The following is a 22,686-nucleotide window of genomic DNA, read 5'->3' on the forward strand; positions in this document are numbered from 1 at the left end:
AAACTGGTCAGATGACTACCCGCGAGCCGCGCGCATCGCAATCCGACATCGTGGTCGAGGGCATCAAGCACATGATCATCAACGGTGCGCTGACGGCGGGATCCCGCCTTCCCGTGGAGAAGGACCTGGCCGCCCAGCTGGGCGTGTCACGCAGCTCGCTCCGCGAAGGGGTCCGCGCGCTGGTCATCACCGGAGTGCTGGAGACCCGGCAGGGCGACGGCACTTACGTGACCGCGCTCGACCCGGGGATACTGCTGAGCCCGATCGGTTTCCTGGTCGACCTGCACCGGCCGGAGAACGTCGCCGACCTGCAGTCCGTGCGGCGCGTGCTGGAGACCGAGGCCGTGGCGCGGGCCGCACTGCGCATCACCGACGAGGAGCTCGACCGGGCCGAGCAGATCCTGGCGTCCATGGAGCTGCTCGTCCAGGCCGAGTTGATCGACCATGAGGCGGTCATGAACGCCGACATCGCGTTCCATCGCCTCATCGCCGCGGCGTCACACAACACGACCTTGGAAGCGCTGATCGAGGCGCTGGCCAGCCGTACCGTGCGGGCCCGCCTGTGGCGGGCCATCAACGCCGACGGAGCCGAGCTCGACACCCACAAGGAGCATCAGGCCATCCTCCAGGCGCTCAGGACACGGGATCCCGATGCGGCCCGGCTGCGGATGGGGGTGCACCTGCTCGCCGTGGAGCAATATCTGTCGGCGAATCAGGACTCCGTGGCCCTGGCCCAGTAGTCGCCGTCGGGGAAGGAGAACGTCGCCAGCGTGGCGTCGTACATCTGGGCGCTGTAGCCGGGGCGGGCCGGCAGCGTGTAGGCGCCGTTCTTGACGACGCACGGGTCGACGAAGTGCTCGTGCAGGTGGTCGACGTATTCCGTCACCCTGCCCTCGAGCGAGCCCGACACGGCGACGTAGTCGAAGATCGACAGATGCTGCACCAGTTCGCAGAGGCCGACGCCGCCCGCGTGCGGGCACACCGGCACGCCGAACTTCTTGGCCATCAGATAGACCGCGAGAATCTCGTTGACGCTGGCGAGCCGGGCGGAGTCGAGCTGGCAGAAGTCGATGGCCTCGGCCTGGAACATCTGCTTGAACAGGACCCGGTTCATCCCGTGCTCGCCGGTGGCCACGCCGATGGGCGCGACGGCCTTGCGGATCGCGGCGTGGCCGAGGATGTCGTCAGGGCTGGTGGGTTCCTCGATCCACAGCGGCTCGAACTCCGCGAGCGCGCGTACCCACTCGATCGCCTGCGGCACGTCCCAGACCTGGTTGGCGTCGATCATCAGGCTGGCGTCGGAGCCGATGACCTCGCGGGCGATGCGCAACCGGCGGATGTCGTCCTCGAGGCTGGCGCCGACCTTCAGCTTCACGTGCTTGTATCCGGCCTCGACGGCTTCCTGGCAGAGCCGCCGCAGCTTCTCGTCGGAGTATCCGAGCCAGCCCGCGCTGGTCGTGTAGCACGGGTAGCCGGTCGCGGCCAGCTCTGCGACGCGGTCGGCGCGGGTCGGCTCCAGCTCCTTCAGCAGCTCTACAGCCTCGTCGCGGGTGAGCACGTCCGACAGGTACGACAGGTCGGCGACGTCGGCCAGCTCCTCCGAGGTCATGTCGGTCAGCAACCGCCACAGCGGCTTGCCGGCGACGCGGGCCGCCAGGTCCCACACGGCGTTCATGACGGCGGCCATGGCGAGGTGTTCGACACCCTTCTCCGGCCCCAGCCAGCGCAGTTGCGAGTCTGACTTGAGGTGACGGTAGACGCCGCCCAGGTCCGCCACCACGTCCTCCACGGCCATGCCGACCAGGGGAAGTCCACGCTGCTTGGCGGCGAGCACGCAGATGTCGTTGCCCCTGCCGATCGTGAACGTGAAGCCGAAGCCGGACAGATCCGGGTCATCGGTCCTGATCACGACATAGGCGGCCGAGTAGTCGCCGTCCTTGTTCATCGCGTCGGAGCCGTCCAGGCTCAGCGACGTCGGGAAGCGTACGTCGAAGGCGTCCACGCCGATGATCGCGGTCATTCACTCTCCAGCGGAGCTCGTACGGTGCGTCACAATCTGTGACACCAGATCAGCTCTCGCCAGGATACATCTGATGAATATCCCTGCAAAGGCGAAGAGAGTCCCGCAAATACGGAGAGAATCACATCTTTCATCTGATGTCTGTTGTGTATGCTGCTGCCGGAACACCAGAGCGATGGGAGCCCGAACGGTGCTAACCGCCAATTACCTGGGGAATCAGAAGATCGGCATCCGTGAGGCGGATCCGTCGCCCCCGAAGGCCGGCCAGGTGCAGATCGAGGTCGCGTACACCGGAATCTGCGGCACTGACCTGCACATCCTCCAGGGACACATGGACGGCAGGGTCAAGCCGCCCGCCATCATCGGCCACGAGATGAGCGGAGTCATCGCCGCCGTGGGCGACGGAGTGACCGGGTGGGCCGCCGGCGACCACGTCACCGTCATGCCGCTGGACTGGGACGGCTCCTGTCCCGCGTGCCGTGCGGGCAACCAGCACATCTGCCAGAACCTCGTCTTCGTCGGCATCGACTCCCCCGGCGCGCTCCAGGGCCTGTGGAACGTCGACGCCAATCTCCTGGTCCCCCTGCCCAAGACCCTCCGCCTGGACCACGCGGCCCTGGTCGAGCCCGTGGCGGTCGCCGTCCACGACGTACGGCGAGCCGAGCTCGTGCCGGGCGACCGCGCGGTGGTCGTCGGCGGCGGCCCCATCGGCGTGCTCATCGCCGCGGTCGCCAGGCACGAGGGCGCGGACGTCGTGGTCGTCGAGATAGACCCGCGACGCAGACAGGCCGCCGCGGCCATGGGGTTCCGCGTGCTCGATCCCTCGGCCACCGACCAGGTCGCGTGGGTCGAGGAATGGACGCAGGGAGCCGGCGCGGACGTGGCGTTCGAGGTGTCCGGCGCGGCGGCGGCGGTCCTCGGCGTGACGGACCTGGTGAAGGTGCGGGGGACGGTCGTCGTGGTGGCCATCCATCCGCAGCCGCGGCCGGTCAACCTGCAACGTGTCTTCTGGCGCGAGCTGCGCCTGCTGGGCGCGCGCGTCTACCAGCGCGCCGACTTCGAACGCGCCGTCGAGTTGCTCGCCACGGGCGTGATCCCGGCCGGCGAGCTGATCACGGAGATCGTGCCGATCACCGGGACGGCGGACGCCTTCGCCGCCCTGGAGTCGGGGCAGGCCATGAAGATCCTCGTGAACGTCTCTGGGGGTACGGCATGAGCCGCGAGCTCTTCGACCTGACCGGGAGCACGGCCGTCGTGACGGGCGCACGCCGCGGCATCGGCCTGGCCATCGCCGAGGCGCTGGCCAGGGCGGGCGCCGACATCATCGGCGTCAGCGCGGCCATGGAGCCGTCGGGCAGCGAGGCGGCGCGCCGCGTGGAAGCGACGGGACGGACTTTCACCCCGCTCCAGGCCGACTTCTCCGACCGGGCGGCCGTCAGCGCGCTCGCCACTCACCTCGAGGGGCTCGGCGTCGACATCCTGGTGAACAACGCGGGCACCATCGAGCGGGAGCCCGCCGCCCAGCACCCGATCGAGCTGTGGGACCGGGTCATCGAGACCAACCTCAACAGCCAGTTCGTGCTCAGCCAGGCCGTCGGCCGATCGATGATCGAGCGAGGGCACGGCAAGATCATATTTATCGCGTCGCTGCTGAGCTTCCAGGGCGGCATCAACGTGCCCGGCTACACCGCTTCCAAGTCGGCGCTCGCGGGGCTGACGAAGGCGCTGGCCAACGAGTGGATGCCGAAGGGCGTGAACGTCAACGCCATCGCCCCCGGCTACATCGCCACGGACAACACGCAGGCGCTGCGGGAGGACCCGGAACGCAGCAGATCCCTTCTGGAGCGCATCCCGGCCGGCCGGTGGGGGTCGGCGAGCGACCTCGGCGGCGCCGCGGTGTTCCTGTCCAGCCGCGCCTCCGACTACATCTCCGGCATCGTGCTGCCCGTGGACGGCGGCTGGCTCGCCCGCTGACGTCCACGCCGCGTTGCTGGTCCTGTCGGCTGAAGAACCGCCCTGCCGGCAGATGGGAAGATCTGAAGGTCTTACCCGCTCAACGGAAGAGAACCCTCGGCATGGCCGTCATCCACCACACCACCCTCAAGCCGACCAAGCTGGAACTGCTCACCTCCTGGCTACCCTCCCGGCCGTGGTACCTCGGCGGCTCGGGCGAACCAGAATTGGCCAAGGCCGGCGGCTTCCGGCTGGACGACCCGCAGGGTGAGGTCGGGATCGAGTTCATGGTGGTCACCGACACCTCCGGCACTCACCCGGCCAGCTACCTGGTGCCGCTCACCTATCGCGGCGCCCCTCTCGCCGGGGCGGAGCACGCCCTCGTCGGCACCATGGAGCACGGGGTGCTGGGGCGGCGCTGGGCCTACGACGGCTGCCACGACCCTGTGCTGGTCGCCCAATTGCTGGCCTTGATCGAGGGCCGCGTCCAGGCCCAGGACCAAAACACCAGCGACATCCCCGACCGGGAGGTCACCCGCTCCTGCATCGGTGACGACCTCGCCGTCACGGACTTCACCACCACTGCCATCGACGACCACGAGGGCACCGAGCTGCCTGCACCGAACGGTACGGCCCTCCGCTTGCACCGGGTCCTGCGTCCCGCCCTGGACAACGCGCCTCTCCCCCCACCGGAAGCGACCGGCCACGTCGCCGGCGCCTGGCACCTGCCGGATGGCACCCGCGCGCGGGGGCTGTTCGTTGTCATGCACAGCGGCCCTCGTACCTAGATCTCAGCGAGGGGCGGCCTCGTCGAGGCCCTCCAGGGCGGCAGCCGGGAATGAGCGTGCCCCACGAGAGCCGCGATCCCCTGCAGGCCGGCGGCGCTACGCTGCTGAGTCATGCAGGAGACGCGCCTCGACACTGCTCGGATCCGGGCGGCTCGCCGGTTAATCGACCCGATTTTCCTCGACACGCCGCTGTACCGCTGCGAGGCGCTGGAGCCCGACCTCGGGTGCACGGTGAGCATCAAGCTCGAAACGGCGAACCCGGTCCGCAGCTTCAAGGCCCGCGGCACCGAGGTGGTCGCGAGCCTGCTCGCCGACAGCGGCTCGCGAGCCGTGGTGTGCGCCAGCGCGGGCAACCTTGGCCAAGCCCTCGCTTGGTCCGGTCGCGGACGGGGGCTCGACGTCACCGTCGTGGCATCCCGCTTTGCGCCCGCGGCCAAGCTTGATCGCATCCGCGCATTGGACGCCAGGTTGGAGCTGGTGGACGGCGACTTCGACCTGGCTCGCGAGCGGGCGGCGGCCATCGCGCGGTACGACGGCATCCGGCTGGTCGAAGACAGCCTGGACATCGAGACCTGCGAGGGCGCGGCGACCATCGGCCTGGAACTGGTGGACACCTTGCCGTCCTTCGACGCCGTCCTGATCGCTCTCGGCGGCGGGGCGCTGGCCACCGGTGTGGGTCATGTAGTGAAGGCCTTGGCGCCCGAAGTCGAGGTGATCTGCATCCAGCCGCTGGGCGCACCGGCGATGACACACTCGTGGCGCCAACGGCGCGTCGTCACCACCGACTCGACCAACACCATCGCTGACGGCGTCGCCGGTCGGCGTCCCATCCCGGCCGTCCTGGACGATCTCCTCCTGGTCGCTGACGACGCCGTCCTGGTCCAGGAGGCGTCGATCATCGCCGGTATGCGGATGCTCCTCGACCACGCCGGCCTCGTCGTCGAACCATCGGCCGCGCTCGGCATCGCGGCGATCCTCGAAGACCGTGACCGCTTCGCCGGCCGACACGTAGTCACCATCGTGTGCGGCAGCAACGTCGACGTAGACGCCTACCACCGCTGGGTCGGTGCGGCTCCCCTCCACAGGACCTGACAATCGCTCCTGCGCCTGGCCTTCCGCGGGGTGCTGACGGTGACGATCCCGCCCCTCTGAGATGGCCGCAAGATCGCCGGAGCCCTCGGCCCAGCTGACCAACCCTCGCGCTGACCATGCGGTGCCGTGTCAGCGGCGGCGTCAGAACGGCAACGGCCCGGTATCAGAGCGGTCGGCGATGGTGGACTTCAGAAAGTTCGTACCAGATGTGAAGGAGCACACCACCATGTCCGTCACCCTTACCGACCAGGACAAGCTCACCCTGCGGACCGCCGCGTGGGGCGCCGTCTCGCTGATGTCCGCCGCTGCTGCCGCCGGCTCGGCCCACAAGGCCGCCACCGGGTCCAGCATCGCTCTGACCTCCGCGACCGGCGTGGTCGGGCACGTGCTCGTCAAGGCGCCCAAGGGCCTGAAAGGCAAGTCCGTAGCCGCACTCGCCGACCAGGTCCTGCCGGCTCTGACGGCGGCCATGACCCTGCTCAAGCAGCAGGCTCCGGCAGAGGCCGACAACTTCCGCCGTACCGTCCTTGTCGCCATCGACGCGGCCGCGCGGACCCAGAAGGGCGAGCCCAGCCCCACCATGGCGGAGATGGCCCGCAAGATCACTGAAGCCCTCGACGCCGCTTGATGGATGTCGATCGTGCATCAAGCAGAGCGCGAACCGGGCCACGCCGAGCTCGCTGAGCTCGGCGTGGCCGGTTCACAGGCGCGGACGCCGGGCCCCGCGCAGGCGCGGCCGGGATGCCTGTCGCCTGGCGCTGTTGACGAACTTCGAGACGAACTTCGAGCGACATAGCCGGTTCGATGCGACGGTCAGCGCGCGTCCGCGACGCCGGCACTACGTCGTGCTGGTGCCGAACTTCCTGTTCTTCGGCTTCTTCTTCGGCAACTTCATCGCCGACTTCGTGGGCGACCCGCTCGGGACGTTCTGAGCCGTCAGCCCCGGTGGGTGGACCAGGCTCAGGAGAACGCCGATCTGGGCGGGCGACAGCGGCATGCCGCTGAGCAGCTCTTTCATGGGGATCACGCGTCCAGCCTGATGGAGATCGCGAGGCACGGTCCAACACCGAAAAAGGCCGGATTAACGCGGATCTGTTGTTAATGTTGCCGCGTGGACCTGCATCCCCGGCTGCTCAGGGTGTTCGTGACCGTCGCCGAGGAGCTGCACTTCGGCCGCGCCGCCGCCCGCCTGTACGTGGCCCAGCAGGCGCTCAGCCGTGACGTGCGGCGGCTGGAGGAGCAGCTCGGGGCGGCGCTGTTCACCAGGTCCACCCGGCGGGTGGAGCTGACCGCGGAGGGAGCGCGGCTGCTGTCCGGGGCCAGGCGGCTGCTCGCGCTGCACGACGAGCTGGTCGCGGAGGTCTCCGGCGCTCGAGGACCGCTGCTCGTGGACGTCAACATGCAGGGGCACGAGCCGCCGCAGCCGCTGGTCAGAGCCAGGGAGCTGGCGCCGGGAGTGGAGATACTCGCTCGCTTCCACGGCGGGTTGGCCTCTGGGGTCGCCGCCATGCGGGAGGGGCGTCTCGACGTGTCGTTCGGCCGGTTCGCCGGACTGCCCGCCGACGTGCGCAAGGGACTGGCCCAGGTGCCCGTGCGACTGGATCCGCTCGCCCTCCTGGTGCCCGAGCACCATCCGCTGGCCGCGCTGGAGGACGTGCCGCTCGGCGTGCTGGCCGACTTCCCGCTGGACGCCATGGCGGGCAACCCCGCCACCACCGAGTGGACCGACCTGGGCGAACGCCTGGCAGAGGAGTTCGGGCTCACCCTGGCCACGCCACACGCGCCGCCGGTCGGATCCCACGAGATGGGCCTCTACCTGCAACGGCACCAAGAGCCCGTGCTGGCCACGGCCAAGATCGGCGGGATCCCCGGCGCCGTGGTGCGGCCCCTGGTCGATCCCGTGCCGCTCGCCCTGGAGAACCTCGTCTTCCCCGAGGGCCTGCGGCATCCGGGTCTGGACGCGCTGCTCCAGGCCGTGACGGAGTTCCGGAGGGTGGGGCGCCGGCTGCGCCGCCCGCCGCACTCCTGGCTGCCCGAGGCCGACGAGGCGGTGCTGAGGCGGTCGGGACATGGTCACGGGGATCGCGATCTCCGGGGGCCAGCGGCACTGTCACGACCCGACATACCGAAGATCATCTAGTTGGATGAGTCGCATGTCATGCGATCAGAAATCACTTGGTCGAGTTAGGCGAAGAGCTGGCCCGAATCGGCGCTTCCTCCATCGCTCCGCTCCCGGCCACCGAGGCGGATGCCTTGGAGGAGGTGATCGGCGCGCCATCCCCGATGAGTTCCGGTCGTTTCTCCATCGATTCGGCCTCGGCGGCCACCCCCCGGGCCGGTGTTTGACCTGGCCTGGATCGCCGATGAGACGCGGCGAGAGATGAAGTACTTCTTGGAAGAGCCGAACATGGCGGTGTCTACAGGCCTTCCCCATCATCGCTCAAGGTGGACCATCTACCCGCCTGGACATAAGCTAGGTATTATAATGTGTGTATGGCCTGGGAGATCGTGCTGCTCGAACCTGTCGAATCATGGTTCCTCAAGCTCTGCGAGAGCGACCCAGAGTCCGCCTCTCTCATAGAAAGAGCCATCGACCGGCTTGCAGAAGTCGGCCCAGCTCTCGGACGTCCGCTGGTGGACACCCTGATAGACGGCGACATGAGCAACCTCAAGGAGCTACGCCCAGGCTCGCGGAAGCGAACCGAGATTAGAATCGTGTTCGTCTTCGACCCGGACAGGGAAGCCATCTTCCTTGTAGCCGGCGACAAGGCCGGCAGGTGGTCGCGCTGGTACGAGGAAGCAATCCCGCTGGCCAAAGCACGCTACGCCGAGTACCGCGCCGCGAAGTCGGCTGAGAGGAAGAGGGAGGACAAGCGATGAGCCCAGGACGCAACTGGCGTGAGGTCAAGGCGGAAGCGCACCGGTTGTACCCCGAACTGGCCGACCCGCAGCGGCAGGCCGCCGCCGACGCCCAGCTGGATGCCTACGTCGCAGGCCACCACTTGAAGGAACTGCGCAAGTCTGTCGGCAAGACACAATCCGAGGTGGCGGCTGCCCTTGGAATCTCACAAGCACGTGTGTCTCAGATCGAGAACGGTGATCTGGACTCGATGGAACTCGAGACCATCCGCGCGTACGCAGCCGCTCTTGGTGGTCACGTGGATGTGACGATCAGCGTCGGACCCCACTCGGTGCGGGTCGCTTGACCATGAGCCCGGCTGTCGATCGGTATGGGGTATCTCCCACACCTTGGTGTCGCAAGGTGATTTCACACTGTGGTTCGAATGGCTGGGACCCAAGAAGTTGTTCTCAGCTCCGATAGCTGGACGAGCCGCCACTGGGGTCAATTAGTGGGCACGGCGACGGGGTGCCAGAACCTCAGTGACCTTGGCGATGGCTTCAGCACATGCGGCTGCTGGTCGGCCAGTTGTCTCGACCAAGCACGCCGGGGCCACTGATGCCGGACGAATCGAGGACGCCCTATACGAGGCGGCCACGTTGGCCGTCGCAGTCAGCGCGGGTCTGTGCCGACGATGACAAGGCGGGCCGTCACGCGTTCGGACGTCTAGCGCCTCCCACAGCTCCCCTGCCTGAGCGATCCCCTTGTGGTCAGCGACAAGGCCGGCAGATGGTCGCGTTCGAACCGATTCGCCCATGAATCGCGGATGCAGATCCTCGGGTGCTCCTCCTGATCAGCGTCGCGGGGAGCGGTGGATACGGCCAGGATCGTCTGAGGAGAGCCGTTCCCTGTAAGCGCGAACATTTGCACTCGTCAGGTCGGGCAGGTCCTCTGCCGCCTCGATGGCTGCATCCCGGCCGAGCGCGAGGGGCCATGCGCAGACGAGATAGTCCTCGACTGGCTCGTCAGTGTCGGGGGTACCGATACGGGGGCGAGCCGAAGCATGCACCCGCAGCCTGTACACCCAAGCCCTTGAGGGGTAAGCGAAGGAAGATCTGGTGGAGGGGTATCGCCCATAAAGCCGAACAGGCGCATGTCCCCGATTGAGGTGGGGAACATCACCTCCTCCACGTCGGCCCACTGCCGCACCCCGTCGAGAGGAGGTGCGGAAGTGGTCGTCTGCACTGTGACGCTCACATAGCCGGTATGCACCCCGGTGAAAATTGCAGCAGCATCCAGGTGGGCAGCCACCAGTCCGTTAGGGGCATGACTCGGAGGATCGGCGTAGTCAACCTCGCCAAGGGCCTTGATGAGGATCTTGCTGTAGGAGACGAACACCTTGGCGGTGGCCGCCGTCGATGCGTTGTCGCTCATGCGGGAACCGTAGTCGAGGATCAGACGGCGTTAGACGGGAAGCCGCAACCCCGCACCCATCCCAATTGTTAACCGACCTTCTCCCTGCCCGCTGCGGCATACCCGCGCTATACCGGCGCTCCCTAGGGTCTAGCGAGACAAGAAGTCGTCAGAAGGAGAAGATCGTACGCATGCGGAAGATCGTGGGGCGCATCGCGTCTATCGGCACCGTGGGCCTGGTGGCGGCGGCCACGCTGGCCATGAGCACCTCCAGCGCCCAGGCGGCGAACTACTGGTCGTCCAGCGCGCCAAAGTACGCCACCAGCGTGGGCACAGTGACGTCGAAGACCGTCACGGTCACGCCTGACACGTACACGCTGCAGATCCGGTCGGGCAAGTGGGGCGGCAACTACTACCTGTGGGCTCGGGTCCCCAACCCCGCCGGCAATATGGGCGACAACGACATTCTCTGGCTGGAGGTTTACAACCCCTCGACGAGGAAGTGGGAATCCAGCGGCCATACATCGATCAAGAGCAAAACCGCCTACTCCAAGGCGCACCGCAGCAAGGCCGGCTGGGGTTACAAGGCCTGCGCGAAGGACGTCATGCCCGGCGGCAGCGCGGCCAAGTGCATCACCTGGTGGGTGTGAGTTCCTGAACGCGTACGGCACGCGTGCCGCGACAACGCGCACGCGTGCCGTATGTATGACTTTCGCCGATAAATGGCCGGGGGTTCTTCGGCACTGAGCTCAAACAGCGTCGCGAGCTGCAAGACCAGGCCCGCGAAGCGGATGGTGTCAGGTGGACGAGGTCGGACCTGGTGTTCACCACAAAGTACGGCACACCCATCGAACCGCGGAACCTCAATCGTGCCTTCGACTCGCATGGCAAAAACGCCGGTGTCACGCGAATCCGCGTCCACGACACCCGACGCCCGCCACACCTGCGCGTTCTGGGAGTGGACTCCGTCACGGGGTCTCGGCATGCTGTGAGGATGTCGCCTCCACAGTGCCCGCTTTGTTACGGTGACACCCTGCCGGTGTTATTCGGCCTGCCAACTCCCGCCGCACGCGAGGCTGCGGAATCCGGAGACCTGCGCTTGGCCGGTTGCATCCTGTGGGACGAAACCCTGGAAGCGAGCTGGGAATGCCGCCAGTGCCACCACCACTTCCCCGCTCCCAAGCGGTCAGCGTGGTCTGACGCCATCAACGAGATCGTAACCCGGCATGGCGAAGACGAGTCGATGCCGTAGCTGTACTGCACTGTTGCACAAGATCAAAAGGCCTTTCCGGAGTCCGGGAGGGCCTTCCACCTGGGACGAACGAGGGGAATCGAACCCCTGACCTTCTGTTTACAAGGTCCCCAAACGATCTTCATGATCGTTCAGGGCCGTCCGCCGCACCGGTCACCGGGAATCCGGCCTTTTCAGATCCGTTCAGCCCAGTTCATGATCGTCCATTCGAGTGGCTCCCAAGGTGGCTCCCAGCAAGGCCAATGGTTCACCTCGCCGAGGTACCCCCGGCCCTGGCGAGCACTTGGCGCCCGCGACGGACGAATCGTCTATCAATCGTCGATCCAGATGTACCACGGTCCGTCGAAGTGACGGTAGTAGCCTGGCGCATCGATGTCCGGCTCGCCATTCGGACTCCAGGCGAGGCCGTAGCTTCCGAAGAAGCCCGTGTCTTCGATCATGAAGCCGAAGGCCCGGCGGGATCCTTCAAGGTACTCGACGGGATATAGGCCGATCCAATTCCGCGTCCCCGGCGGCGTCCCCTCTGACACCGTCTTCGCGAAGTGGTCGAGGCTGCTGCGCGACAACTCGAAACGCATCCTGACCGGCGCACCGACGTAGACCAGTGAGCCGGCCAACGCCAAAATCAGGGGCGGCACAGCCCAGAACGGCCAGTTACGACGCAATGCGACTAACCTCCCCCGCCCGACAAGGACGACACCGAGCACGATCAGCCAGCCCACGCCGAACGACAGCCAGCCGACGCCGACGAGCATGAGCCACGTGAAATGCCACCCGGGAACACTCGTCGCATAAATCGTCCCGAGCCCCAGCCATACGGCGACCGTCCCCCATGCCCTGCCGCTGACGTCCATGGGAGCGCGCTGGCGAGACGCATTAGGAAGATCGCTCGTTATGTCCACCGCGTGATCCTAACTTTCGCTGGTGGCGATTCCGCCGAGCTGGCGTGTACGGATTGTGCAGAAATCCACGATCGACGTCGGGAGCTTCGTTCATGGCATTCATGCGCGCGCTCCTGTCGCCGGGAGCGTGATCGTGACCCCGGTCGGTAACAGGCTACGGATACACGGATGCGGCGCTGCTGGCGGTCCTGCTCAGCCTGCTGCTGTCGGCGTTCTCCCCCGTGGTCGCGGTCCGCGGCTTCCGCCGCACCCTGTGACGGGCGGGGGTCAGCCGTGTCTGCGGGGTCGCGCTTCGACCAGGCCGGCCTCGTAGGCGACGATGACGAGCTGGGCCCGGTCGCGGGCACCGAGTTTCGCCAGCAGGCTGCCGATGTGGGTCTTCACCGTGGCCAGGCTGACCTGCAGGTGGCGGGCGATCTCGGTGTTGGACAGGCCGCGGGCGACGTGTAGCAGCACCTCGCGCTCCCGATCGGTGACCCCCGCCAGGGCGCGGTTGCGGGCGGGGACGGTCAGCGGTTCCGGCCGCCCGGCGAACTCGGCGATGAGCCGCCGCGTCACGGCAGGCGAGATGAGTGCGTCGCCGCCCGCCACCACCCGGATGGCGGCGAGTAGATCGGCGGGCAGTGTGTCCTTCAGGATGAAGCCGCTCGCCCCCGCCCGGAGCGCGCCGTAGACGTACTCGTCCATGTCGAAGGTGGTCAGGACGAGCACCCGCACGCGGCTCTCCGGGCTCGCGCAGACCCGGCGGGTGGCCTCGATGCCGTCCATGCCGGGCATCTGCACATCCATCAGGATCACGTCGGGGTGGCAGCTCGGCACCAGCTCCAGCACCTCGCCACCGGTCCCGGCCTCGCCCACGACCTCGATGTCGGGCGCCGATTCGAGCAGCAGGCGCAAACTGCCGCGGAGCAGCACCTGGTCGTCGGCGATGAGCACTTTGATGCCCTCGGTCATGAGCCTCCGTCCCTTGTCGCCGGCGGTACGGCAGCCTGGCCGCGACCCGGAATCCGCCCTGTTCCCGCGGGCCGGCGGTGAACTCCCCGCCCTGGAGCAGGGCCCGCTCCCGCATGCCGATGAGGCCGTGCCCACCCACCTGGGTGGAGGGGACCCTACCGGCTTTCCCGTCGTCGATCACCTCGACCAGGACCTCCATGGGGGTCACCGCGACCGAGACCGCGCAGGACACCCGCTCCCCCGCGTGCTTGATCACGTTGGTGAGGGACTCCTGCACGATGCGGAAGACCGTGCTCTCCACGCCGCGGGGCAGGGCGTACCAGCCGTCCACGTTAATGGTGACCCGCACGCCCGCCTCTCGCGCCCGCCTGGCCAGGGTCTCCAAACCAACCAGGCCCGGCACAGGGGTGAGCGGGGAGTCCTCCGGGTCGCCGACGCCAGCGGATCGCAGGACGCCCACCATGCGGCGCATCTCGTCGAGCGCGCCGCGGCTGGTCTCCTGGATCACCTCCAGCGCCTTGACCGCCTCTCCGGGGCGATCCCCGGCCACGTGCACGGCGACGCCGGACCGCATGGCGATCAGGCTGAGGCTGTGCGCGACGATGTCGTGTAGTTCCCGGGCGATGCGGACCCGCTCCTCGGCCACGGCGAGGCGGGCCTGCTGCTCGGCGACCCTGGCCGCGCCGGTCCGCCGCTCCCGTACGGCCAGGCCGAGCAGCCAGGCGGCGGCCATGGTCAGCCAGCTCAGCCCGATCAGCCCGACGCTGCTCACCAGGTTGGGCTCGTGCGTCAGCGGTACCAGGGCGGCGACGCCGGCCAGGCCGGCCGCGAGGCCGAGGTAGGCCGGCGGGCCCGAGGTCGCCAGCCCGACCGTGTAGAGCACGAACGCCCACACCAGCCACGGGTTGATCAGCGCGCCGGCCTGCACCCCGACGGCCGCGAGAGCCAGCACTACGGCGAGGGTGGGCAGCGGCCAGAGCCGCCGCAGCCCGGCTGCGAGTCCCAGGGCGACGCCGAACAGCCCGGCATCCTCGCCATCACCTCGGAGAGCACCACAGGCATGCTGCGCCAGACGCTCACCGCGGTACCGCAGCGGCGCACCCTGCTGATGGCGAAGGCGCTGGTGGTCGGCGTGATCTCGCTCATCGCCGGCCAGCTGAGCTCGTTCGCCGTCTTCTTCGTCAGCCAGGCCGTGCTCGGCACCCGGGGCATCGGCGTGACCCTCGCGTCGCCGTACGCGCTGGCCTCCGTCCTCGGCGCCGGGTTCAGTTGCATGGTGATGGGACTGGTGGGGCTGGGTGTGGGGGCCGTGCTGCGCTCGTCGGCCGGAGGGTTCATTGTGATCTTCGCCCTGCTGTTCGTGGTGCCCGCGCTCATCTCGCTGCTGCCGGACCCGTGGAACGAGCGGATCGGCTCGCTGACCCTGCCGATGGCCTCCAACCTGCTGCCCGGCCGCATCCCGGACGCGTGGCTGCCGCCCGCCGGGGCGGCGCTGGTGCTGCTCGGATACATCGCGCTCGCGCTGGCGGCCGCATCCGCCGCCATCTCCCGCCGCGACCCCTGACCGTTCCGCGCCCTCCGGGCGGATCAGATCTTCACCGTTTACTCGTCGTCGGCAATTCCACACGCCAGGCGAAAGAGCCGCGGGTGATCGTGCCGGTTGCCCCGTAGGTCTCCAAACGATCTTCGGGGCTGCCCGAACACGTTCGTTGGGCTGGTCATCAGGGTTCCGGGCATTCGGACCCGTTCGCCTCAGTTCTTGATCGTCCGCTCGGGCCCAAGGTGGCTCCCAGAAAGCCCAGGGAACCGCCGTGCGCGGTGTCCGCGTGCGCGCCGACGGCAGCAGCCGGTCCAGCGTGTTGCGCGAGATAACCACCGGCGCCGGAGGTGCTCGTGCTGGCCGCCGCGCTCAAACGTGAAACCCGGAAAGGCCCATACCCGACGGGTGTAGCGTCGGACACGCGAAGTTGATCAGAGGGGTGCCTGCCATTGGACCTGCAAGACACACGGTTAGACATGTCGCAAAGTGAACGTGTCCACCGATACAGCGATGTCGCAAGCGCATTGGCGTTGCACAGTGACCGGCAGCTCGGCGAGTCACTGGAGCAGGCGCAGATTCTGGGCTCCGGGATCGGCGGTACCTCGGTACTGCTGGACATCGATGGCGTGCCGGTCTTCGCCAAGCGAATCCCACTGACCGACCTGGAACGCCGCGCGGGCAACGTGATGTCCACCGCGAACCTGTTCGGGCTGCCTCCGTTCTGCCAGTACGGACTCACCGCTCTCGCCGGGCCGGGCTTCGGTGCCTGGCGTGAACTCGCGGCCAACGTCATGACAACCAACTGGGTCCTGGCCGGCCGCAGTGCGGCCTTTCCGCTGCTGTATCACTGGCGAGTGCTGCCCGGAGCGCCACCACCCACCGATGAGCACGCCGACGTCGAGGCGGTCGTGCAGTACTGGGATGGATCGCCGGCGGTACGGGATCGTCTCCACGCCCTTGCCCGCGCCTCGGCCAGCATCGTGCTGTTTCAGGAGTTCATCCCTTACAACCTCGACAACTGGCTCGCCGCTCAGCTCACCGCCGGCCAGGACTTTGCGGTAGCGGCAAGCGCCATGGTCGAATCGTGCCTGCTCGCCGACGTGGCCTTCATGAACGGCCGGGAGCTGATGCACTTCGACGGTCACTTCGGCAACATCCTCACCGATGGTGAACGCCTGTACATTGCCGATCTCGGACTGGCGACCTCCACTCGGTTCGACCTGTCCAAGCAGGAGATCGACTTCCTGGAGCGCAACCGGACCCACGACGTCGGTTACGCGCTGATGCGGCTGGTCAACTGGCTCGTCACCAATATCTGCGGGGTGAAGGTGCCGCCGAACGGCATTCCGGGAGAACGCAACGAGTACATCCGAGCGTGCGCAGACGGCGCGGAACCCACTGGTGCCCCGCCGACCGTAGCCGCAGTGATCCGCCGGTACGCACCCGTAGCGGCAGCCATTAACGACTTCTACTGGGACCTGTACGGCACCAGTAGGACAACGCCGTATCCGAGCGAGAAGATCGAACGCGCCATGAGCGCAATGCGCTGATCCCCATCAGACCCGGCAGCACGAACCGCCGTGCTTGCGGGATTGCTCGAGAACGGCGTGGCGGCGGCTTTGCCGCCGACGGACGGGGAGCCGCATCCGGCCACGAGAACGGCACCTCCAGCCGACAGGAGAGATCGGGGGGACGGCGTGCAGCTCACAGGGACCCCAGGGGATTGGCGTGTCCGTTGACGCCTAGGTCGGTGACTCGGCGTACCTCTGTCTGTACGGCATGCATCACCCGATCTTGGCAAAGAACACCCCACACCTGAATCGCTGGGCGACCTGGAGCCCCCACACAGGGCAAGCCCGGGTGTCAGGAGAGCCCCTGGGCTTGCCGATTTCAGTAGTAGTGCGGCGGATCTAGGCCGCGACAGCCATCGCGTGCACCGCCACCCCGGCCGCGGCCGCGCCTGGGCGCCCTGAGGCTGTGTCAGGTGCCGGGGCGCACGGCGCCGACGAATGACGACATGCGTCTTGCGCTGAGCTTCTCGATGCGCACGCGTTCACCTGTCCGCGGCGAGTGGATCATCCTACCCTTGCCGACATACATGACCACGTGGCCGAGCCCCCTGAAGAACATCAGGTCGCCTGGCTGGAGGTTCCTCCAGGAGACTTTAGCTCTGGTGGCGACGAACTGGCCGCTCGCCACCCGCGGGAGCCTCACCCCGGCCTTCTTCCAGGCGTACCGGGTGAGGCCGGAGCAATCGAACGAGCCGGGGCCCTCGGCACCGTAACGGTACGGGGCGCCGATTTGTCTCTTTGCCACGGCCACGGCCTTGCGGGCCCGTTCCTTCTGTCGAGCGATCCTGGTCGCCTTCGCGGACCTGGTGGTGGCCGAATCGCTCGTCGCCGCCCGGGTCGTTGGGGCATGGAGGATCAGGCCTCCGGCCGTCACGGTCATCGTGAGGGCTACGCCGCTTAGGGCAAGGCGGGATAGCCGGAGGTTATGCAGAGAAGGCAGACACACCTTCTTCTCCAAGGTATCCGCCCACGGTCAGGGGGCGACTGCCTCGCTCTCGAACGGGCGCTGCTGTCCGCTCTGGCACGTGCCATGCTGACCCATGAGTCGACCTTTCTAGGCGGAAACACCGTGAACCTACCCTTCGTGTTCGTTCAGTTACGCGTCGCCCTGCTAAGGATCCTTTAGATCATTTGGAGGGTAGTCATCACCTAGCGCCTGTCGCGGTAGGTCCAGACAAAGCTGCGTTCAGCGCTTCGCACGGCCTACGCCCCGAAAACGTGGCCGCGCGGCCTCATGCTCATCTCCACCCGCTCTCCACCCTGATCTCCATCGTGCGGAGGTGCCCGTACCGCCGGGCGGTCCGTACGGTTCCGTCCATGAACAGACGCGAAGCAAGCCGGCTCGACCTCGTCAACGCGGTCATCAGCTGGGTGCTCGGCCCGAATGGGGGGAAAGTGGGCGGAAAGTCTATAGTCGCCTTGGTTGTCGTGGGGTTGATTGTCCTGGTGGGGTTCATCGGTTACCGGCTACTCGCCTTTGAACTCATCGCCAACTTGCGCAACTAACCGACGTCATGCAGTCCGGGAGCCACCATCACATGACCGACGCACCGCACAAGACGAAACGGCCGTCTTGGTGGGGCTATCTGTCCCCGGGATGGCGCGTTGAACGACTGGTCGGCACGATCATGATGGTGGCCGCCCCGCTGACGGCGCGTCCGGGCGTGCTCACCGGTACGACCTGGGCGTTGCTGGGCCTGAGCGTGGCCGGCTGGGCGGCCTTCGTCCTTTGGGAACGGCGAGCGCCCGCACCCGCCCTGGTGATGCTGGGCGCCTCGGCGCTCGCTGCGGCAGCAGCCGTCGGCTCGACTGCCGACGGGACGGCAATGATCATGTCGTGCGTGGGTCTGGTGGCCTTCTCCATGCACACGCGGCCCAGCCCTCTGGTCATCATGACGATGACCGGTGCGGCTGTAGCGGCGGTCGCCTTCTCGTGTGTGCTCCTGGAGCGATCAGCCGGTGACGTGTTCGGCAACGCAGCGGTGATGCTGGTCGTCGTGGTGCTGGGCTTGAGCCGCAGGCAGTACCGTGTCCAGGCCGAGCACGCGCAGCGCCTTCTGGAGCAAACCCGGCGCGCCCAGGCCGAGCATGCGCGAGCCGCCGCGCTGGATGAACGGACCCGGATCGCCCGGGAACTGCACGATGTGCTCGCGCACTCCCTGGGCGCCCTGAGCGTGCAATTGGAACTGGCCGAGGCGTTGCTGAGCGAGAAGAACGACGTGGACGGCGGATTGGACCGGGTACGGCAGGCCCGCCGACTGGCCGTCGAAGGCCTGTCCGAGGCACGACATGCGGTGGCCGCGCTGCGCGAGGACATCCCCCCGCTGCCCGAATCCGTGGCCCTGCTGACAGCGGCCCACCGCGGCAACCATCCAGCGGCCGTCTCCCTTGAGGTCGGCGGAATACCCCGCGCATTGCCGCCGGCAGCCACTGTCTGCCTGGTGCGTACCGCACGGGAGGCGCTCACCAACGCCGCCAAGCATGCCCCGCATGCCGCGATCACAATCCGTCTCGACTATCACGCCGACACCGTGACCCTCGCGGTCCGCAACGAGCCCGCTGCCACCCCGGCCGAAGGCGACCGCACCGGCGGGCCCGGCGGGTACGGTCTGACCGGCATGCGCGAACGGCTCGCCCTCGTGGGCGGCCGGCTCACGGCCGAGGAAAACAACGGGGGCTGGCAGGTGTTCGCGGAGGTGCCGGCGTGAGTGCTGCCACGGTCATGCGCGTGATCGTCGTCGACGACCAGCAGATCATCCGGGAAGGATTGGTGGCCCTGCTCGGCCTGCTGGACGACGTCGAGGTCGTCGGTGCAGCAGGCGATGGCGAGGGCGCGCTTCGGCTGCTGGAGGAAACCTCGGCCGACATCGTGCTGATGGACCTGCGGATGCCGGTGATGGACGGGGTGGAAGCCACTGAGCGCATCACCCGTCAGCATCCCCAGGTCGCAGTCTTGGTCCTGACCACGTACGCCGACGATGAGTCGATCATCGCTGCCCTGCGCGCGGGCGCTCGCGGTTATCTGACCAAGGACGCTGGGCGATCGGAGATCGCAGCTGCCCTTCGGGCCACCGCGTCCGGCCAGTCCGCCTTCGACGCTGCGATCTCCCAGCGCCTCGTGGCTGCCATGCTACGGCCGGATCCCGTCAATGCTGCACCGGTTCGCTGGAGTAACCCCGACGGGCTCACCCCTCGCGAGGCCGAGGTCTTGAGGTTGATCGCGCAGGGCATGAGCAACCAGCAGATCGCGGCCTCGCTGTTCATCGGCGAGTCAACGGTCAAAACGCACATCAACAACGCCTTTTCCAAGATCGGTGCGCGGAGCCGGAGCGACGCGATGCGCTACGCCTTTCGACATGGGTTGGTTCAGGAGGCCTGAAACTGTCCTCAGACGATGACCTGAATCGCCCCGTGTTCGGTGGAGACTGCCGGCTGGTCATCTCACAGATCTCCCGGCGAACCAGTGCGAGACCGCGCGCGAACTGGACCCGCACCCCCAACGTGCCGAACAGGTCCTGGATGCGGTTCGGGTTCAGGTCGCACGCGTTGACGCCGTTCTGCCTGGCGAGGTCAGCCAGGAACAGGTTCTTGGCCCACCATGGGAAGACGACCTCGAGGCTGATGCGGTCACACGGCGAGTGCCGCTCGATCATGTCTGCCGCCTGCAGCGCGACCGCGCCGTACACGGCTGACAGGGCCGCCATCGTCGCCGGGACGGTGACTGGGGTGGCGGTGGCGACGGCCCGGTTGAACAGCTCCTGCCGGATGCGGATCTCGTGTGCCACCATGGGGTTGCGCAGGCACCAGTTGACCAGCTCGGGGAAGTGCCGCTGGGTGAGGATGCCGGTTTCGAGGCAGACGCCGACCGCGTCACAGCGGACTTCGACCGGGTCCGGGCCCGGAATCTTGAAGCAGGGCTTCGTCGCGCCGGAGATGTCGTCGGCTTCGGTGTGCACCCACGTCAGGCTGGCGACGTCCAGCGACGGGGTCATGAAACACCTGAGGCCGCCGCGGGCGAGATGGATCTCGGGGGCGTCCCACAGCATGTCCGGGCAGGACACGCCGGTACACGCATATCGCCAAGGAGTGGCGCATCCAGCTCCGGAAGGATCTGTAGGAGGTGTGGGAGCAGGCGCTCGCCGAACGCGCCTGGTTCTGCCGTTGGCCGCAGCTGAGCAGCGACCGAGGCGTCGCACTGTCGCACTCACAGCGCATTCGATCAAGAAAGCCCGGCCTGAGGTGATCTCAGACCGGGCATTTCTGCTGGTCAACCCTAGAGCCGACGAGGGGAATCGAACCCCTGACCTTCTGTTTACAAGGGAAGGGCAGAGGCCTCGTTACTGGCTTCCTGCCCTGGTGAAGCAGTAGATGCGGATCGCTACCGGGTGATCGTGTATGGCGGTGTTGCTGTACGCACTGCTGTACAGCACCTTGCCAACTCGCTTCAGCGCTGTTGCCACCCAGTTCGCGTCGGAAGGGTCGCGCTTCTCAGCCAGCAATGGATGGATACCGGGCTGCCGCGAGGTCGTCGGTGAGGTCCGTCAGGGGGAGGTCAGCATTCAGCGCGGTGACCACCGCCTGCGTCAGCGGACGGAGGGCGTAGACGTGCCGCACCGCATTGAGATCCACGGGTACCTCGTAGTAGTCCTCCGCGAACCGCCGGAACGCCTCCGGAGACGGATCGACGAGCCGTGCGAACAGGTGCACCGCCCCATCAGGGTCGCCCACGCCGTTCGGGTAGTCGATCTCACCCACCCGCCAGCCGTCATCACCGGCCGCGCGCCACAGGCAGGCGGTCACGACCGGCAGGCCATGCTCGTCGCAGAACGCAGGCTCCTGCACACAGTGGCGGAACACCTCAGGGACGGAGTCGAGCACCCCGGGCCACGGTCCGTCATTGCCGTACGGGCTCATCGCCGCCTCGTGGTCGAAGCCCCGGATATACGCACCCGCCGCAGAAAAGACAATGGAGTATTCGTCTCCCGACCCGTTGCGCATCGAGGCCATCTCCTCCCCAGGACTCCAGCCCGCGTCGAAGGAGTGGTAGCGGCTGGACCATTCCGGGCTCAGGATGGCCTCCAGTAGTGCCACGGACCGGCACAGATCACGGAGCTTCGGGATCTCGGGCAGCAGACGGGCCACATCGTGAGCAGTCATGAGCCTCATCCAATCGGATGCCGGCGACATCTACCTGCGTCCTTTCGGACGGCATAGGAGTACCAGCGCTTCCGCAAGGGCTCCAGCCGAGGCAAGAGAGCACCGCTTAGGAGAGAGGCTGGGGTGTCTGACCAGTGACCTGCTGGTTCATCGGTCTGGCACGGATGCACCCGTCCTATTCCGCGCTCCACGGAGATGAGGGTGAACCGTCCGGGTCCAGCCCGTACTGCCATCTCTCGTGGCCCAGCAGCGAGCGGAGATGGCCAGCGTCGGCGGCGTGCCGGTAGAGGGCGTCGAGGCCCCCCCGATCACCAGCCTCTCCTCGCATTCGCTCAAGGTCGCGCAAGATGTAGAAATCACCAGCGTCGGCAGCTTTCAGGGCAAGGGCTTCGGCGCCCTCTCGGTCCCCGACCTCCTCCCGAATCCGTGCCAGGTGGGCGGGGGTAGGGCCGCCATTAGCCTCCGCGGCCTGCCGGAAGGCGGATTCGGCGCCCTTCAGGTCGCCGTTGTCGAGCCGCGCTCGCCACAGCGCCAACAGAGGGAAGATGTCACCGGCCTCGGCGGCTTCCCGGGCGATGGCTTCGGCGCTTTCCCAGTCCCCGGCTTCATCCCGCATTTCTGCGAGGATCTCGAAGCACAAGGTATCGCCAGCGTCGGTGGCTTCCCGGGCGATGGCTTCGGCACCTTGCCGGTCCCCGGCGTGCTCTCGCATCATCATCAGTTCGGACAGGGAATTGGGGTCACCGGCGTCGGCGGCTCGCCGGTAAAGAGCTTCGGCTCCCTCCAGATCTCCGACCTGTTCCCGCAGCCGCGCCAGACCGCGTATCGCATCTGGATCACCAGCTTCGGCGGCCTGCCGGAAAAGAAGCTCGGCACCCTCCCGGTCCCCAGCCCTCTCTAGCTTCTGGCCCAAGAATTTCAGGCCTCTGGGGTCCCCAGCGCCCGCAGCCTGCCAGAACAGGGAATCGGCGCCTTCCTGGTCTCCGACCCTTTCCCGCACCCAGGCTACTTTGATCATGGCACCAGGGTGGCCGGCAGTGGCAGCTCGGAGGCGCAGGTGGTGGGCCCATTGCGCACGGCCCCGGTCCTGGGCGGCTTCAGCGAGGCTGTTGAGGTCGTCGGGGTGAGTGAGATGTGTGTAGGCGGCGTGCCAGAAGGATGCTGGTGGACAGAGTAGACGGCGGGCGGTTCTTCCATGCTGTTCG

24 protein-coding genes and 1 pseudogene are annotated in these 22,686 nt (G+C 67.3%); 17 read left to right on the plus strand and 8 right to left on the minus strand.

The features are described from left to right. Nucleotides 1-11: 11 nt before the first annotated feature. Entirely contained in the window at nucleotides 12-740 is a 729-nt protein-coding gene (locus ACTWQA_RS21255; RefSeq protein ID WP_443160893.1) for a FadR/GntR family transcriptional regulator, read from the plus strand. On the opposite strand, the gene ACTWQA_RS21260 is transcribed toward ACTWQA_RS21255, so the two are convergent. After that, nucleotides 713-2,020 (minus strand): L-fuconate dehydratase, encoded by a 1,308-nt coding sequence (locus tag ACTWQA_RS21260; RefSeq protein WP_443160894.1) that lies wholly within the window; start codon nucleotides 2,018-2,020, stop codon nucleotides 713-715. The two genes, ACTWQA_RS21255 and ACTWQA_RS21260, sit on opposite strands and share 28 nt — an antisense overlap. 190 nt (nucleotides 2,021-2,210) lie before the next feature. On the opposite strand from ACTWQA_RS21260, the gene ACTWQA_RS21265 reads away from it, so the two are divergent. The 9 genes from ACTWQA_RS21265 to ACTWQA_RS21305 all read left to right on the plus strand — a co-directional run bounded on the left by ACTWQA_RS21265 (nucleotide 2,211) and on the right by ACTWQA_RS21305 (nucleotide 9,059). Further along, nucleotides 2,211-3,236: a zinc-dependent alcohol dehydrogenase gene (locus ACTWQA_RS21265; protein WP_443160895.1), complete on the plus strand. Its 1,026-nt coding sequence runs from the start codon at nucleotides 2,211-2,213 to the stop codon at nucleotides 3,234-3,236. Next, nucleotides 3,233-3,994 (plus strand): SDR family NAD(P)-dependent oxidoreductase, encoded by a 762-nt coding sequence (locus ACTWQA_RS21270; protein ID WP_443160896.1) that lies wholly within the window; start codon nucleotides 3,233-3,235, stop codon nucleotides 3,992-3,994. Before ACTWQA_RS21265 ends, ACTWQA_RS21270 begins: the two co-directional genes overlap by 4 nt. Before the next feature lie 101 nt (nucleotides 3,995-4,095). Then, on the plus strand, nucleotides 4,096-4,761 hold the full coding sequence (locus ACTWQA_RS21275; protein WP_443160897.1) for a maltokinase N-terminal cap-like domain-containing protein: 666 nt from the start codon (nucleotides 4,096-4,098) through the stop codon (nucleotides 4,759-4,761). A 111-nt stretch (nucleotides 4,762-4,872) separates the two neighbouring features. Next, nucleotides 4,873-5,853, plus strand: a complete 981-nt coding sequence (locus tag ACTWQA_RS21280) for a threonine ammonia-lyase (RefSeq protein WP_443160898.1) — start codon at nucleotides 4,873-4,875, stop codon at nucleotides 5,851-5,853. Between the two features lie 226 nt (nucleotides 5,854-6,079). Further along, nucleotides 6,080-6,481, plus strand: coding sequence for a hypothetical protein (locus tag ACTWQA_RS21285; protein WP_327585819.1), 402 nt, complete (start codon nucleotides 6,080-6,082; stop codon nucleotides 6,479-6,481). Between the two features lie 133 nt (nucleotides 6,482-6,614). Continuing rightward, on the plus strand, nucleotides 6,615-6,785 hold the full coding sequence (locus ACTWQA_RS21290; RefSeq protein WP_443160899.1) for a hypothetical protein: 171 nt from the start codon (nucleotides 6,615-6,617) through the stop codon (nucleotides 6,783-6,785). 179 nt (nucleotides 6,786-6,964) lie between these two features. After that, nucleotides 6,965-7,993: a LysR family transcriptional regulator gene (locus ACTWQA_RS21295; protein WP_443160900.1), complete on the plus strand. Its 1,029-nt coding sequence runs from the start codon at nucleotides 6,965-6,967 to the stop codon at nucleotides 7,991-7,993. Between the two features lie 353 nt (nucleotides 7,994-8,346). Further along, nucleotides 8,347-8,733, plus strand: coding sequence for a type II toxin-antitoxin system RelE/ParE family toxin (locus tag ACTWQA_RS21300; RefSeq protein WP_443160901.1), 387 nt, complete (start codon nucleotides 8,347-8,349; stop codon nucleotides 8,731-8,733). Then, nucleotides 8,730-9,059, plus strand: a complete 330-nt coding sequence (locus ACTWQA_RS21305) for a helix-turn-helix domain-containing protein (RefSeq protein WP_185068243.1) — start codon at nucleotides 8,730-8,732, stop codon at nucleotides 9,057-9,059. Before ACTWQA_RS21300 ends, ACTWQA_RS21305 begins: the two co-directional genes overlap by 4 nt. Nucleotides 9,060-9,625: 566 nt before the next feature. Here the strand turns inward: ACTWQA_RS21305 and ACTWQA_RS21310 are convergent. Then, nucleotides 9,626-10,126, minus strand: a complete 501-nt coding sequence (locus ACTWQA_RS21310) for a hypothetical protein (protein WP_443160902.1) — start codon at nucleotides 10,124-10,126, stop codon at nucleotides 9,626-9,628. Nucleotides 10,127-10,296: 170 nt separating this feature from the next. On the opposite strand from ACTWQA_RS21310, the gene ACTWQA_RS21315 reads away from it, so the two are divergent. Then, the gene (locus ACTWQA_RS21315; RefSeq protein ID WP_443160903.1) at nucleotides 10,297-10,755 is read left to right on the plus strand and encodes a hypothetical protein; all 459 of its coding nucleotides are present in this window, start codon (nucleotides 10,297-10,299) and stop codon (nucleotides 10,753-10,755) included. A gap of 913 nt (nucleotides 10,756-11,668) precedes the next feature. Here the strand turns inward: ACTWQA_RS21315 and ACTWQA_RS21320 are convergent. The 3 genes and pseudogenes from ACTWQA_RS21320 to ACTWQA_RS21330 all read right to left on the minus strand — a co-directional run. After that, a complete protein-coding gene (locus ACTWQA_RS21320) occupies nucleotides 11,669-12,211 on the minus strand; it encodes a hypothetical protein (RefSeq protein WP_443160904.1) in 543 nt (180 codons plus the stop codon). 315 nt (nucleotides 12,212-12,526) lie between these two features. Next, on the minus strand, nucleotides 12,527-13,213 hold the full coding sequence (locus ACTWQA_RS21325) for a response regulator (protein WP_305915028.1): 687 nt from the start codon (nucleotides 13,211-13,213) through the stop codon (nucleotides 12,527-12,529). A gap of 82 nt (nucleotides 13,214-13,295) precedes the next feature. Beyond that, nucleotides 13,296-13,946: pseudogene (locus tag ACTWQA_RS21330) on the minus strand (sensor histidine kinase); the annotation flags it as partial. A 51-nt stretch (nucleotides 13,947-13,997) separates the two neighbouring features. Between ACTWQA_RS21330 and ACTWQA_RS21335 the strand changes: the two are divergent. After that, on the plus strand, nucleotides 13,998-14,777 hold the full coding sequence (locus ACTWQA_RS21335; RefSeq protein ID WP_443160905.1) for a hypothetical protein: 780 nt from the start codon (nucleotides 13,998-14,000) through the stop codon (nucleotides 14,775-14,777). Between the two features lie 452 nt (nucleotides 14,778-15,229). Next, nucleotides 15,230-16,303: a serine/threonine protein phosphatase gene (locus ACTWQA_RS21340; RefSeq protein ID WP_443160906.1), complete on the plus strand. Its 1,074-nt coding sequence runs from the start codon at nucleotides 15,230-15,232 to the stop codon at nucleotides 16,301-16,303. Between the two features lie 430 nt (nucleotides 16,304-16,733). Here ACTWQA_RS21340 and ACTWQA_RS21345 read toward each other — a convergent pair whose 3' ends face one another. After that, nucleotides 16,734-17,282, minus strand: coding sequence for a C40 family peptidase (locus tag ACTWQA_RS21345; protein WP_443160907.1), 549 nt, complete (start codon nucleotides 17,280-17,282; stop codon nucleotides 16,734-16,736). A gap of 359 nt (nucleotides 17,283-17,641) precedes the next feature. Here ACTWQA_RS21345 and ACTWQA_RS21350 point away from each other — a divergent pair, with 359 nt between their 5' ends. Genes ACTWQA_RS21350 through ACTWQA_RS21360 form a run of 3 tightly spaced genes read left to right on the plus strand, consistent with a single transcriptional unit; the run spans nucleotide 17,642 to nucleotide 19,703 of the window. Further along, a complete protein-coding gene (locus ACTWQA_RS21350) occupies nucleotides 17,642-17,830 on the plus strand; it encodes a hypothetical protein (protein ID WP_443160908.1) in 189 nt (62 codons plus the stop codon). Between the two features lie 32 nt (nucleotides 17,831-17,862). Continuing rightward, a complete protein-coding gene (locus ACTWQA_RS21355; protein ID WP_443160909.1) occupies nucleotides 17,863-19,032 on the plus strand; it encodes a sensor histidine kinase in 1,170 nt (389 codons plus the stop codon). Continuing rightward, on the plus strand, nucleotides 19,029-19,703 hold the full coding sequence (locus ACTWQA_RS21360) for a response regulator (RefSeq protein ID WP_443160910.1): 675 nt from the start codon (nucleotides 19,029-19,031) through the stop codon (nucleotides 19,701-19,703). Before ACTWQA_RS21355 ends, ACTWQA_RS21360 begins: the two co-directional genes overlap by 4 nt. On the opposite strand, the gene ACTWQA_RS21365 is transcribed toward ACTWQA_RS21360, so the two are convergent. Then, on the minus strand, nucleotides 19,615-20,532 hold the full coding sequence (locus ACTWQA_RS21365; RefSeq protein ID WP_443160911.1) for a major capsid protein: 918 nt from the start codon (nucleotides 20,530-20,532) through the stop codon (nucleotides 19,615-19,617). The two genes, ACTWQA_RS21360 and ACTWQA_RS21365, sit on opposite strands and share 89 nt — an antisense overlap. A 280-nt stretch (nucleotides 20,533-20,812) precedes the next feature. Next, nucleotides 20,813-21,481, minus strand: coding sequence for a hypothetical protein (locus ACTWQA_RS21370; protein ID WP_443160912.1), 669 nt, complete (start codon nucleotides 21,479-21,481; stop codon nucleotides 20,813-20,815). Nucleotides 21,482-21,740: 259 nt separating this feature from the next. On the opposite strand from ACTWQA_RS21370, the gene ACTWQA_RS21375 reads away from it, so the two are divergent. Further along, nucleotides 21,741-22,382 (plus strand): hypothetical protein, encoded by a 642-nt coding sequence (locus ACTWQA_RS21375; RefSeq protein ID WP_443160913.1) that lies wholly within the window; start codon nucleotides 21,741-21,743, stop codon nucleotides 22,380-22,382. Nucleotides 22,383-22,686: the final 304 nt, after the last annotated feature.

Source organism: Nonomuraea sp. 10N515B (genome assembly GCF_052245915.1).
Classification (GTDB): Bacteria; Actinomycetota; Actinomycetes; order Streptosporangiales; family Streptosporangiaceae; genus Nonomuraea.

Bases quoted from the DNA above. Each gene is read 5' to 3' on its own strand.
- ACTWQA_RS21315 (WP_443160903.1), top strand. From the start codon at position 10,297: ATGCGGAAGATCGTGGGGCGCATCGCGTCTATCGGCACCGTGGGCCTG.
- ACTWQA_RS21320 (WP_443160904.1), bottom strand. From the start codon at position 12,211: ATGGACGTCAGCGGCAGGGCATGGGGGACGGTCGCCGTATGGCTGGGG.
- ACTWQA_RS21300 (WP_443160901.1), top strand. From the start codon at position 8,347: ATGGCCTGGGAGATCGTGCTGCTCGAACCTGTCGAATCATGGTTCCTC.
- ACTWQA_RS21340 (WP_443160906.1), top strand. From the start codon at position 15,230: ATGTCGCAAAGTGAACGTGTCCACCGATACAGCGATGTCGCAAGCGCA.
- ACTWQA_RS21325 (WP_305915028.1), bottom strand. From the start codon at position 13,213: ATGACCGAGGGCATCAAAGTGCTCATCGCCGACGACCAGGTGCTGCTC.
- ACTWQA_RS21375 (WP_443160913.1), top strand. From the start codon at position 21,741: ATGGCCAGCGTCGGCGGCGTGCCGGTAGAGGGCGTCGAGGCCCCCCCG.
- ACTWQA_RS21310 (WP_443160902.1), bottom strand. From the start codon at position 10,126: ATGAGCGACAACGCATCGACGGCGGCCACCGCCAAGGTGTTCGTCTCC.
- ACTWQA_RS21355 (WP_443160909.1), top strand. From the start codon at position 17,863: ATGACCGACGCACCGCACAAGACGAAACGGCCGTCTTGGTGGGGCTAT.
- ACTWQA_RS21260 (WP_443160894.1), bottom strand. From the start codon at position 2,020: ATGACCGCGATCATCGGCGTGGACGCCTTCGACGTACGCTTCCCGACG.
- ACTWQA_RS21350 (WP_443160908.1), top strand. From the start codon at position 17,642: ATGAACAGACGCGAAGCAAGCCGGCTCGACCTCGTCAACGCGGTCATC.
- ACTWQA_RS21270 (WP_443160896.1), top strand. From the start codon at position 3,233: ATGAGCCGCGAGCTCTTCGACCTGACCGGGAGCACGGCCGTCGTGACG.
- ACTWQA_RS21305 (WP_185068243.1), top strand. From the start codon at position 8,730: ATGAGCCCAGGACGCAACTGGCGTGAGGTCAAGGCGGAAGCGCACCGG.
- ACTWQA_RS21275 (WP_443160897.1), top strand. From the start codon at position 4,096: ATGGCCGTCATCCACCACACCACCCTCAAGCCGACCAAGCTGGAACTG.
- ACTWQA_RS21255 (WP_443160893.1), top strand. From the start codon at position 12: ATGACTACCCGCGAGCCGCGCGCATCGCAATCCGACATCGTGGTCGAG.
- ACTWQA_RS21285 (WP_327585819.1), top strand. From the start codon at position 6,080: ATGTCCGTCACCCTTACCGACCAGGACAAGCTCACCCTGCGGACCGCC.
- ACTWQA_RS21370 (WP_443160912.1), bottom strand. From the start codon at position 21,481: ATGACTGCTCACGATGTGGCCCGTCTGCTGCCCGAGATCCCGAAGCTC.
- ACTWQA_RS21280 (WP_443160898.1), top strand. From the start codon at position 4,873: ATGCAGGAGACGCGCCTCGACACTGCTCGGATCCGGGCGGCTCGCCGG.